The sequence below is a fragment of the Synechococcus sp. R5-12 genome (assembly GCF_047502655.1).
Lineage (GTDB): Bacteria > Cyanobacteriota > Cyanobacteriia > Thermostichales > Thermostichaceae > Thermostichus.
Map to the genome: position 1 here is coordinate 1 of NZ_JANSIM010000131.1, position 11,299 is coordinate 11,299.

General features: G+C 59.5%; 11 protein-coding genes. 10 read left to right on the forward strand and 1 reads right to left on the reverse strand.

What is annotated here, in order from left to right; translation table 11 throughout:
* Positions 1–67: 67 nt before the first annotated feature.
* A complete protein-coding gene (gene cas6, locus NW843_RS07800; RefSeq protein WP_011432245.1) occupies positions 68–1,249 on the reverse strand; it encodes a CRISPR-associated endoribonuclease Cas6 in 1,182 nt (393 codons plus the stop codon).
* Positions 1,250–1,664: 415 nt separating this feature from the next.
* Between cas6 and cas10 the strand changes: the two genes are divergently transcribed.
* From cas10 to NW843_RS07850, 10 genes are all read left to right on the forward strand, one after another.
* Entirely contained in the window at positions 1,665–3,980 is a 2,316-nt protein-coding gene (cas10, locus tag NW843_RS07805) for a type III-B CRISPR-associated protein Cas10/Cmr2 (RefSeq protein ID WP_414522601.1), read from the forward strand.
* Entirely contained in the window at positions 3,980–4,702 is a 723-nt protein-coding gene (locus tag NW843_RS07810) for an RAMP superfamily CRISPR-associated protein (RefSeq protein WP_011432243.1), read from the forward strand. The genes cas10 and NW843_RS07810 overlap by 1 nt, the downstream gene beginning before the upstream one ends.
* Positions 4,702–5,934 (forward strand): CRISPR-associated RAMP protein Csx10, encoded by a 1,233-nt coding sequence (csx10, locus tag NW843_RS07815; RefSeq protein WP_414344022.1) that lies wholly within the window; start codon positions 4,702–4,704, stop codon positions 5,932–5,934. Before NW843_RS07810 ends, csx10 begins: the two co-directional genes overlap by 1 nt.
* On the forward strand, positions 5,931–6,371 hold the full coding sequence (locus NW843_RS07820; RefSeq protein ID WP_414344023.1) for a hypothetical protein: 441 nt from the start codon (positions 5,931–5,933) through the stop codon (positions 6,369–6,371). The genes csx10 and NW843_RS07820 overlap by 4 nt, the downstream gene beginning before the upstream one ends.
* A gap of 3 nt (positions 6,372–6,374) precedes the next feature.
* On the forward strand, positions 6,375–7,022 hold the full coding sequence (locus NW843_RS07825) for a hypothetical protein (RefSeq protein WP_414329367.1): 648 nt from the start codon (positions 6,375–6,377) through the stop codon (positions 7,020–7,022).
* A gap of 19 nt (positions 7,023–7,041) precedes the next feature.
* The gene (gene csx7, locus NW843_RS07830; protein ID WP_414390637.1) at positions 7,042–7,893 is read left to right on the forward strand and encodes a CRISPR-associated RAMP protein Csx7; all 852 of its coding nucleotides are present in this window, start codon (positions 7,042–7,044) and stop codon (positions 7,891–7,893) included.
* A 166-nt stretch (positions 7,894–8,059) separates the two neighbouring features.
* Positions 8,060–9,034, forward strand: coding sequence for an RAMP superfamily CRISPR-associated protein (locus tag NW843_RS07835; protein ID WP_414522602.1), 975 nt, complete (start codon positions 8,060–8,062; stop codon positions 9,032–9,034).
* Complete coding sequence (locus NW843_RS07840; RefSeq protein ID WP_414522603.1) at positions 9,031–9,483, forward strand: hypothetical protein; 453 nt, start codon at positions 9,031–9,033, stop codon at positions 9,481–9,483. Before NW843_RS07835 ends, NW843_RS07840 begins: the two co-directional genes overlap by 4 nt.
* A 95-nt stretch (positions 9,484–9,578) precedes the next feature.
* Positions 9,579–10,565 carry an RAMP superfamily CRISPR-associated protein gene (locus NW843_RS07845; protein WP_414522604.1) on the forward strand — a complete coding sequence of 329 codons (987 nt, stop codon included), beginning with the start codon at positions 9,579–9,581 and terminating at the stop codon, positions 10,563–10,565.
* A 10-nt stretch (positions 10,566–10,575) separates the two neighbouring features.
* On the forward strand, positions 10,576–11,274 hold the full coding sequence (locus NW843_RS07850) for a hypothetical protein (protein WP_414522606.1): 699 nt from the start codon (positions 10,576–10,578) through the stop codon (positions 11,272–11,274).
* Positions 11,275–11,299: the final 25 nt, after the last annotated feature.

An 11,299-nucleotide genomic window follows, 5' to 3' on the forward strand; every position in this document is an offset into this window, starting at 1 on the left:
TTTCCTGAACCATGTTCAGGAGAGTTCAGCGTGAATGTATCAGGCTCAACAAAGTACCTCAAGTCATCTAGGGAAGACTGCTCGACGAGTAGTCCTGGGATCCAGACTGGAGAGAGCGGCGGGCAAGCTTGGCATAGGTCTTCACCGTCTCGTAGGGCATCTCCAAATCAGCGGCGATCTGTTGTAAGCTCTCTCCACCTTCGCGGCGGGCCAGGATCGTCGCCCACAGTTGGGCAGTTTTTTCGGCGCGGGATCCCCCTTGTCGTTGCCGCTGGCTGAGAAAGAGGGCGCTCAGCTCCTCGATCCGCTGGGCCACCTGCTCTTCCCGGGAAGGGACAGGGGAGGCGGGTAGCTCTTCGGCCAACCAACCCAGGCGGGTTTGCCCTAGCCCAAAGGGGGTTTTGTGGCCGGTGCCGCAGTAGGGGGCAAGGTGGATCAGGGCTTGGAGCTGCTGCTGCAACAGCTCAGGCGCACGGGAGGAGACAGCCAACTGCACACAGCCGATGAATCCCGTCACGGATCCCTGGCGACCTGCGGTGGTTTTCACCGATTCCAGACGGTGCCGCTGGATGATCACTTCCCCATCCACCCAATCCAGAAAAGGCTCCGCCTCGATGGGCAGACCGGAAAAATCGTTCCAACGGCGCAGATAGCTGTGGAACAGGTTGCGAGGGATCGGCAGCGGCAGATGGTGGCCCCGGTGGCGAAAGCTGGTGGGCGAGACGAAGGAAAGGCTCCAGGAGCGGGGGGAAAGAGGCTGCTCCAACAGTTGACGATAGGTGCGCGGGGGGATCGAGATCTGCCATCCCAGGATCTGCAGCGGGGATCCCCGCAATTCCAGCCAGGTGGGCAGCCGTTGGCACCACCCTCGCAGCCACTCCACCACCGGCGGGTTGAGGCCGGTGATCCACCAGCGGAAGGGGAGATGAGGCGGGATCAGCGGTCGCCCCCCCTGCTCGCGGAACGGCCCCATCAGCCGGGAGAGGGTAAAAGGTTTCTCCGATTCTCCATCGTGCAAATAGGCCGATAGCTGCGGGTCTGTCTCTTGCACCTGGCTCAAGAACCAGGCGTGCAGCCCTTTGGCATAGTGGGGATCCAGCAGGTAAGACCGAGGAGCCTGAACTTCCAAGGTGATCCCCACCAACTCGGATCCCGTCGGCCACTTGCCGTTCGCTTCTCTATCAGCAGATGGCTCTGAGAAACTCAGCATAGGCACAGCCCATTCCCAGTCCACAGCAACAATCAACACAAAACCCAACTTTCCATTGAGAAAATTTTAGAAGGGATCCCTTCTTATTGGGTTTACTCTCGAATTGCCCGTTGTACAGGCAGAAAAAATCTCACAATCTGAAGAAAGCCTTGAAATCGTCTGCAACCCATCGCACTCGATCTATACTGCTAGCAATCTAGAGGACTGAAAACCATGAGGCGAGAGCGTTTATCGGATATGGCTGAAACAATCGGTAACCTCAAGGGCATCTCTCGGCTTGATTCGATTGGTTACCCACCCAACCGGCAAACCCTTTTTTGAAGGGCTTTGGTCTTCCGCGAAGGATTAAAAATCGAGGCCAATTGCCCCCAGCCTTTAGGGATCTGTCCGTCGCAGCCGATGGAAGCCCTGTCCAAGACTTGTCTTCCTTTTTCGCATTTCGCAGGTGCTGCTCATGACCCCTACTTCTGCTCCCTCTCCCGTTCCTGTTGCCTTGGCCTGGTGCCTGGCGTGGGGAGAACAGCGGGATCCCCAGTTTGCCCTGGAGACCTTGCAGCAGATGCGGGCCGCCGTTCGCGCCGACAACGAGGCCGGGATCCCAGAAGAGCTACGGCCCATTTTGGCTCAGGTGCGCCAATTTCAGGAGAGCATGGCGGCGAAGACCTTTCCCAGAACCCCGGCGGAGCTGCAATCCCGCTACCCGGAGCTGTGGCAGCAGACAACCCGCATCGGCTTGGTTTACGGGGGGGCCACCAAGATCAAGAGCTATGTCTTCGAGTCGGCCAAGCTGTCGGAAATCCGCGGGGCCTCCGCTTTGTTGGATCGCATTAACCTGGTGGATCTGCCCGCCTTTTTCGGGGATCCCGAGCAAACCTACCTGGGATGGGAAGGTTTGGGGAAAGAGTCTCAAGCAGAGCTGAGGGCCTATGTGGCCGAGCAGATCCGGCCTTGGCTGCAGCAGCACTACCCGGCTTTGGCGCAAGCCCTGATCCCGGAGCTCATCATCTACTCCACCGGGGGCAATCTCCTGGCCTTTTGCCCGGCGGCCCATGTGGACGATCTCTGTGAGGCCATCGAGCGGCGCTACACCGAAGAAACCCTCACCGCTAACGCCTGCGCCGTGGGATCCGCCTTTCGGCTGCTGGAACTGCGCTACGGCCTGTTGCGGGATCCCATCGAACGCACCCCCTGGCTGGATTGGCTGGCGCAACACAAAACCCATCCCCTGGTGAGAGCCTATTTTGGGGATGGCAGCGAAGCCAGATTTCAAGACCGCAAAAGTTTCAACGAGTTGGTGGGTTACCTGGCCGCCCGCTTCAACCACCGCCGCAACGGCAATCCGGATCCCGGTCGCCCCAGCCGCGCCCATCCCGCCTTTTTTGAAACCCATCCCTACCTGCGCCGCGACAGCACCGACCGTCGCCCTGCCATCGCCAAAGCCGACCTGGTCGATCAGCCCTGGCTCTCGGAAGCCACCGCTCGCAAAGCCCTGGTGGGTCGCCAGGCCAAGCGCATTGAAACAGGCAAGCAAGGGTGGTTCCGCAAGTTCCCCACCTGGGATCCCGGCTTTGTGGAAAGCTGGGTAACGCGATTTGCCCGCTTTCTCAACTCTCCCGCCGGCGAGCCCTACCGGGAGCGCTATTTGCAGCCCCATCAGGGATCTGTCCAGGGGATCGGCGAGGCCCAATCTCTACGGGAAGTGGCCAACGCCAGCCTGGGCAGCCAGGGCTTTGTGGCTTACCTTTACGCCGATGGCAACGACATGGGGGGCTATGTGCAGCAGATCCAAACCCCAGAAGCCTACCGACAATTTAGCCGGGATGTTTCCGAGGCAACGGAAAAAGCCGTTTACCACGCCCTCGCCCAGCACCTGCAGGCCCATCGGCTGCACGGCCTATCCCCAGATCCGGAAACCGGCAGAGACCGCAACGGCGAGTGGATCCACCCCTTCGAGATCCTGACCATCGGCGGAGACGATGTGTTGGTGGTGGTGCCTGCCCACAAAGCCCTGGAAATTGCCGCCACCTTCTGTGAGCAGTTTGAGCAGCTCCTGCTGGACACCTCGGCAACCTATGCAGCTCAATCTTCCGGCAAGGTGCCTCACCGCTGCCCGGCGGCAGATCGGAAGCTCTGTCGGCTCTCCGCCTCGGTGGGGGTGCTGATCGCCTCGGAAGACACCCCCATTTACTACGCCGAAAAGCTCACCGAACAACTGTTGAAATCCGCCAAGAGCTACGCGAAAAAGCTGAAGCCCAAAGACAAGGACTGCTCTGTGGCCACCATCGACTTTCTCTCGTTGAAGTCGGTCGCCCTGGTTGCCTCCAGCATCCAGGATTTTCGTCGGGAAGCTCTGGAGATCCGCCAGAACAGCCACACCCTCAAGCTCTACGCCGGCCCCTATACCGTCCCGGAAATCCACGGGTTGCTGAGAACGGTACAAGCCCTGCAGGAGGCCAATTTTCCTCGCTCCCAGCTTTACCAGATTCGCAGCTTCTTGGAAAAAGGCAAACGCACCGCCACCCTCAACTATCTCTATTTCCGCAGCCGCCTGGGCAAAAAGGGGCAGCCGCTGATGGAGGCTTTTGAGCGCACCTGGTGCAAGGCCAAAACCAACGACGGCCACCTTCCCCCCTGGATGTATGTTGAGCCACAGGTATCCTCGTCAACGCCAACCTATGAAACCATCTGGCGGGATCTGGTGGATTTGTACGCCTTTGTGCAAAAACAGCCCCAGGCCGAGGGTCGGCCCGTTCTGGCGGAGGTGGAGTGATGGTGAGACTGGCAGAGCTGCCCCAAGCGGGGCGAACGATCACCTCTATCCCTTTGAGGGCCACCCTCGCCTCTGCCCTGGCGGTGGGAGCCGGCGGCTCCAGCGGCTCCCTGGCGGATAAGCCCCTGCTCAAAGATGCCTTTGGCAGGCTGATCATTCCCGGCTCCCAACTGAAGGGGCGGCTGCGCCACGAGTGCGAGAAACTGGCCCGTGGCCTGGGCTGGGCCATTTGCCGCTCTCCCGACCCAGAGCGCATGTGTCCGCAGCGGGAGGGCAGCGCAGGAAATTTCCACCGCCCCGAATACCAGGTGGAGGGCTACGCCGGATCCCATTGTCTGGTCTGCCAGATATTCGGCAATCCGGCCCTGCCTGCCCGCCTGTGGGTGGAGGATCTCGTCTGCGAGGTGCCGCCAGCAGCTCTGGAACCAACCCTTCGCCCTGGGGTCACCCTCAACCGCCGCCGCCGCACCGCCGAGGATCAGCGGCTCTACCTCATTGAGACCTCTCCCGCGGCTGAGCTGACTTTTTCCGGATCCCTGCAGCTTTTGCCCGATTGCCCTTCCTGGGGCAAAACTCTCCTGTTGGCGGCCCTGCACCACCTGATCGCGCTGGGGGGCAGCAAATCCGCAGGTTTGGGCTGGCTGCACTGGGATCCTGGATCCCTGCAGGCTCTCCAGCCCACCGCAGCCGATTGGGCTTTCTTGGCCCAGGGAGGGAGCTGATGGAAGCCATTCAACTCACCCTAACGGCTCAGTCTCCCTTGGCCATCGGTCGGCAAAAGCCGGGCGGCTCCATCAGCGAGGCCCAGGATTACATTCCCGGCAGCGTGATTCGCGGTGCTCTGGCCGACCTCATGCTCAGCCAAACCCAACATCGCCCTGCCGAGGCGCTGGAAGGAGATTTGGCCGCCCTGTTTACGGCAGCTCGGCCTGCTGTGTTTACCCACGCCTATCCGGGATCCGGCAGCAAGGTCTTGCCGGCCACGGCCTTCAGCTCGAAAAACAATCCCGGCTTCCGCTCAGAGGCGGGCAAAACGGGGGTGTTCGACACGCTCCTGGATCGCTTCTGCTCACAGCGGCTGGGGATCCCGTTCGATCCCACAGAGCCGGACGGTTCCGGGGGAAGAGTGGAGCCCTTCGGGGGGTTCTACAGCCAGCAGGAGTCTGACCTGGGGCCCCGCTACGAACGAGCTGCTGTGTCCAAACGCCTGCTCACGCGGGTGGGGATCAACCGTCGCCGCGCCACTGCTGCCGACCAAATCCTCTACAGCCTAGAGGTGATGAACGAGGGCAAAGCCCGCCCCAATGGGCATCTGGAGCGCTCCCTTTTCAGCGGCTACATCTACCTGCGGGATCCCGAGCTGGCCGAGACCCTCACCCGCTACCTCAACGCCCACGCCCACCTGCTGCGCTTGGGAGGAGGGGTGTCGCGGGGATTGGGCCGGGTCAACGTCACGGCTCGGCGTCTGGCTGCTCCCCGGCCTTCCCTGGCCCAGCGGGTGGAAGCCTTCAACCAAAAGCTGCGGCAGCGTTGGCAACAATGGCAGGTGTTCGGGGATCCCTGGCAGCCCCTTCCGCCGGAGCGGCAGTATTTCTCCATTGGGCTGCAGTCGGGGGCCATTCTCAAAGAGCGCTGGCAACGCACCACCGTGCTCACCCCCCAGATGCTCCAGGAAGAGGCCAACTGCGAAGATGGATCCCTGGCTTTGGAGCTGGCCTTCAGCAGCTACGCCTATGTCTCCGGCTGGAACGCTGCCTGGGGTCTGTTCAAAGATGTAGAATTGGTAACCACGCAGGGCAGCGTCTTTCTGCTGAGCACCACGCAACTGGAGCGTTGGATCCCGATTTTGGCGGAGATGGAATACTGGGGGATTGGCGAACGCACTGCTGAAGGATTCGGCCAAATCGAAGTTTGCAGTCCGTTCCATCATCATTTCTGGGAGAACCCGCTATGACCTTCGCCACCAGCGAGATCACATCGGAACAAGAGCTCAAGATCCAACGGCAAATCCGGCTGGCCGAAGATGATCTGGTCGCCAGAATTCAAGCCGCCTTGGATAACTTCAGAGGTCTCAACAGATTGGAAGAGGCCCAATATCGCAACCTATTGCACGTGGCAGCTTCCACCGAAAGCTCAGAGGTGATCAAGAACTTTTTGCGCTACCAGGTGGGGCGCGATGACAAGTGGGGGCGGGGCAAAGACTCTTTGGCAGAAGCCATCATCAAAGACATCGACAACTGGATTCATCAAAGGGCTATAGCCATCGCCAGGGAAGCCGGAATTGAAAGAGCATCCCCCAAAGTCAACGAGATCAAAATTGACTTGATTCGGCGCTACCTGGGCTATGGGGCCCGCTACCTCAAGTACAAGCGAGAGGGAGGAGGATCCTAGACCGTGACCTACAGCAGTTTTACCCTTGAGAGAGCCATTTCGACCTTTCAGCTCAGGTCAAGAATCATCCATGGCCTGTTTGCAGAGGTTCCACCGACTGAGTGCTCCGATTACTTGAAAATAACCCTAGATCGCTATCTCGGCTTGGCCACCTCGGTCAACAGCGAAAAAGCCCGCTCCGAGTTTATCATCGCCCCTGTGCTGGGAGAGGTGAAGTACCTATGTCGGGATCAAATCTCGCTGTTTTCCGGCAAGGAATTCAACGTGGATCCCGAGAGGGGGTTGGTGGGCCTATGCGACTACATCATTTGCCTATCCCCTCTCCAACTCTACATTCAAGATCCGGTGGTGATTATCGTTGAGGCCAAAAAAGAAGACTTGATCGGGGGTCTGGGCCAGTGCGTTGCCGGTATGGTGGGGGCACAGGTCTTTAACAAGAACTCCAATTCTCAAGTAGACAGTGTCTATGGAGCAGTAACCTCAGGAACCAACTGGCGATTTGCAAAACTCGAGGGTGACCAACTCTTTATCGATGACAGGGAGTACTTTATCTCAGAAATTGCTCAGATCCTAGGGATCCTCTTGAGTTTTATTAAGGGCTCCGTCTCGCTTCGGGAATGGCAAACCTCTGCAGTACAAGCCTTAACTTGAGCAGCCATTTGAGGGAACAATGTTCGACGTTTTCAAAAACCGCTTGGAAATCACCGGCACCCTCACCACCGTGACCGCTCTGCACATCGGGGTGGGCCGCTCCACCGAACCCATCGGCTCGGATTTGCCGGTTCTCAAGGATGCGCTGGGCCGTCCGCTCATTCCCGGCTCCAGTTTGAAGGGGGCGATGCGCTCTCGCCTGGAAAGTTTCTTGCGGGGCATCAACCCAGAGCTGGCCAGGGATCCCGGCGAATTGACCAGCAGCGAGCAATTTCAGATCATCAACCAAATTAAAAATGACTACAAAGGGGACGATGCGGCTCTGACTCAAAAGCTCATTGAGGCCACCGACTGGGTCTCGCAGGTGTTTGGATCCCCTTGGTTGGCCGGCAAGGTGCAGATCCGAGATTTGCCCGTGGTTCCGGAAGCCTGGTTTGGCCAGTACCAAGAGCGGGATGGCGTGGCCATCGATCGGGATACGGAAACGGCGGCAGATGGCAAGCTGTACGACTTGCAAGTGGTGCCTGCCAGCACCCCCTTCCGGTTTCATGCCGTCGTCGAAAATGCCGAGGAATGGGAACTGGGCCTCTTGGCCATTGGCCTGCACCAATTGGAAACGGAACAGATCCCCCTGGGAGGGGGGCGCTCCCGTGGCTTGGGGGTTGTCCGCCTGCAGATCTCGGCAATCTATTGGTTCGACTCGGAAGGGGATCCAAGACGGCTGCTGGCCTACCTTCAAGAGCTGGTGGCCGGATCCCGACAGCCGCTCAGCCCGGAGCAGGCTGCCGCTTTGCGCCAAGACTGGGTGAAAGCCCTGGTTGCCAAATTAACAACGGCCTCTCAACGGCAATCGGTCGGCCCCCGCCGCTAGCCCTATTTCATGTCAGGAGGGATCCCGATGGTCTTCATGGACTCTACAACGGTTGGCGATACGGTCAGCGTTTTCCACCCCTATCGGTTGACAAACTGGACAGACTGCTTGCCGCCCCAAGCCCCTCAACCAAAAGCTCCTGTTCTGGTGTGAAGGATCCCAGGCTATGCACAAACGCTACGTTAACCATTGCACCCTCTGCCTCACCCTCAAGCCCGATGGCCCTGTTCTCATCAAGGCGGGCAAAGAAGGGGCTGACCCGACGAAGCCGGATATGGAGTTCGTCGAAACCTATCACGGCGGCGGGCGAACGGTCTATTTTCCCGGCAGCTCCCTCAAAGGGGCAATTCGCGCCCATGCGGAGCGCATCGTCCGAACGGTGGGCAGCGACAGACGTCCTGAGGGGGGAGGCTTCAAACTCTGGGCCGGCGATCCCCTCGACCAAAAGGCCAATCAATGGCTGGAAAAAATTGAAGAGCCCCACCAGGTTTACGCCCTTTCTTCCTTCACGGATCAGATGTTCGGCAACACAGCCATCGCCAGCCGGGTCCGCATCGAAGATGCCTATCCCAAGCCGGGAACCCCTCTGCGCCTGGAGGAACGTAATGGGGTGGCCATCGACCGCGTCTTCGGCTCAGTGGCGGTGGGGCCGTTCAGGTATCAAGTGTGCGTAGAGGGATCCTTTCAAACCAAGATCCACCTGAAAAACTTTACCCTGGCCCAACTGGGTCTGCTGGGACTGGCGTTGCGGGATCTGGATGAAGGCTGGTTTGGCATCGGCTTTGCCAAGTCCCGCGGCATGGGCACCGTTCGGGTTGAGTACGAGTGGGCGGTGGTGGACTATCCGGGCTGCCTGGTGGATGAGGCAAACGAGCAGATTCGACTGCTGGGATCCCCCCTGACCTGGCCACAGGGATCCCTGTTGGGGGCGGGCGAATTTTTAACCCCCGAAGAGGCAGGCAAATACGGCTTCCCCAAACCCGATTGCCAAGCGGTGCCGGTGGGAGCGGAGCCAATGCCTTTGGGATTTGGGGCGCGGCTGACCTGGGATCAGACGTCTGAGGCCAAGGTGGAACATCTGCTCGCCACCGCCGTAAACAGTTGGGCCAAACTCCTGCAAGCGGAGGCCAAAGCCGTATGAAACCAGCCTACGTCGCCTCCCTCAAGATTCAAGATGGGGCAGAGTCCTCGCTTTCCCAAGTGCTCTCGGCTTGTTTTTCCACTTCTGAAAAAACCTACTCCTTTCTGCGCTGGCCCCATCGAGTCAGCGGCATTCAGGTGGGGATCCCGGCGGATCCCGTCTGTCCAGAGGGGCAAGTTTTCTCCCAACAAGGGGAACTGCGCTGGAAAAGCACCCCCCACGGCTGGGATCTGCTGTATCTGGGGATCCAAGCTCCCCCGGACTCCTTTATCCCTCTGCCGGGAGAGTGGCGGTGGGAGGATCACGCAGCCGACCTGTACGGATCCCAAAATCGAGAAACCCGCTTCCCCAAGCTCCTCAGCCATCCCAAAGATCTCAGGGTAGGCCAGCGCTACTTCCGAGATGAGCGAACTGCCCGTGTTCACTTTATTGCCCTGATCCCGAGGTGACCATGACCCCCCAAGGCCCTCGCCCATTGCCCAACCAGGCCGCATCTGCAAGATCGTCTGCCGGCAACAGCAGTCAAGGTGGAGGCAAACCAACCGTGTTTCCCAAACCCTACGAGCTGATCCCGTTTCCCACCCAGCGCCCCACGCTGGAGCGGCCCGCCGGCCACGCCCAGTTCCATCCCGATAGGTTGCACGGCACCCTCTTCCTCACCCTAACGGTGCAGACTGCCGTCCACATCTCCACCGGCCACTTGGCCTTGGGCAGCGATGTCGGGGTGAAAGGGATCCCGGTGCTCAAAACCATGACCACCACTCCCAACGGAAGGCTCAAAATCCAGGGCAGCTCCCTCAAGGGGGCCATCCGGGCCATGTATGAGGCGATCACCAACAGCACCCTGGCGGTGATGATGAGCCAGTACCGAAATCGGATCCCCCCGGAGCGGCACCCCTGCCGCAACAAGGAGCAGCTTTGTCCGGCCAGCCGCGTTTTCGGTGCCCTGAACTGGCAGGGATTGGTGGAGTTCAGGGATGCCATTGCCACCGGCACCGGATCGGGTGGCGGATCCCTGCCCCCCCTGTACCGTCCACGCCCGGATCAGTGCAAAGCTTATTTTCAGAGGGAAAACGGCAGAGTCATCGGGCGCAAGTTCTACTACACCCACAGAAACGCGTTGCAGAACAGTTCAAGGGGAACGCCCACCCAGCAAGCGATACAAAACACAGTTTTCAAAACCCAAATCCACTTCAAAAACCTCACCCCTGCCGAGCTGGGCACCTTGCTCACGGTTTTGGGGCAGGATCCCAACCATCCCATGCTGCTGAAGGTGGGGGGCGGTAAGCCCGTGGGCCTGGGATCCCTGCAGGTCACCCTCGACAAGATCGAGCGGTCCGGCAACCTAAAAGATCGCTACAGCCGCTACGATCCCCCAGAAGCCGATACCCTGGAAGGAAAACGCCTCCAAGCCTTTGTGCAAGAGCAAATTCGAGCTGCCCAGGGCTACATCTTGCCCGAACAACTCAAGCGATTGGCCGCCATCCTGAGTCCCACTGCTCTGCGCGAGCCGCCCACCGGAGTGTACTGAGGGTTCCCCCATGCTGTCAGACACTGTCGATCTCAGCCCCCAATCTTGGGATCTCGCCCACGGCATCGCCCTGACCTTGGCCAAGGAAAGGGTGGATGTCAACGAGTTGAGCAAATGCGTCGCCTATCTACGCTCGGTTGCCCATCACCCTGACGCGGGATCCCGCTTTTTCCGATTCACCGGCGAGCTGGTGCGGGAAACTGGCCTATGCCGTACCCAACAAACCAGAAGATACTATCAGCTTATTGACGAAACCTGCAAAAGGTACTTGCAACCTCTGCAAGACAGGCCGGCGGAGATGCTGCAGATCCTGGGCTGGGCAGCCCGGCTGGCTTGCTACTACAAGGATGGAGGGATCCCCATTGGCGAGATTCCCCAAGGGGCGGGAAACAAATCCCAGGACGACAGACAACAACAAAACCATCAACACCAACAAGACCAGGCCCAGCATCAGGCCCGCAAAGCCTGCTTCCAGACCGGGCAAAAGCTGAAGGCCACCATCACCAACATCAAGGGCAACGAAGTCACCTTCCAGATTCTGGACACAGACACCAAGCTCACCCAGAAGGAGCCCAAACGGGCGGGATCCCTCTCGGTGGGGCAAGAGGTGCAGGTGGAAGTTCTGGGTCTAAAGGAAGATGGCAGAATCCGCAAGGCCAAGCTGCTCTGGGCGCAAAGCGGAACAGAGCCCTCGAAAAATTTGAGTTAACCGCCTATCATGCAGACCATCATCA

What these genes read in the sequence shown, in the direction of transcription:
- NW843_RS07810 (WP_011432243.1), top strand. Translation starts at nt 3,980, where the DNA reads ATGGTGAGACTGGCAGAGCTGCCCCAAGCGGGGCGAACGATCACCTCT.
- NW843_RS07840 (WP_414522603.1), top strand. Translation starts at nt 9,031, where the DNA reads ATGAAACCAGCCTACGTCGCCTCCCTCAAGATTCAAGATGGGGCAGAG.
- csx7 (WP_414390637.1), top strand. Translation starts at nt 7,042, where the DNA reads ATGTTCGACGTTTTCAAAAACCGCTTGGAAATCACCGGCACCCTCACC.
- cas10 (WP_414522601.1), top strand. Translation starts at nt 1,665, where the DNA reads ATGACCCCTACTTCTGCTCCCTCTCCCGTTCCTGTTGCCTTGGCCTGG.
- NW843_RS07820 (WP_414344023.1), top strand. Translation starts at nt 5,931, where the DNA reads ATGACCTTCGCCACCAGCGAGATCACATCGGAACAAGAGCTCAAGATC.
- NW843_RS07850 (WP_414522606.1), top strand. Translation starts at nt 10,576, where the DNA reads ATGCTGTCAGACACTGTCGATCTCAGCCCCCAATCTTGGGATCTCGCC.
- NW843_RS07835 (WP_414522602.1), top strand. Translation starts at nt 8,060, where the DNA reads ATGCACAAACGCTACGTTAACCATTGCACCCTCTGCCTCACCCTCAAG.
- csx10 (WP_414344022.1), top strand. Translation starts at nt 4,702, where the DNA reads ATGGAAGCCATTCAACTCACCCTAACGGCTCAGTCTCCCTTGGCCATC.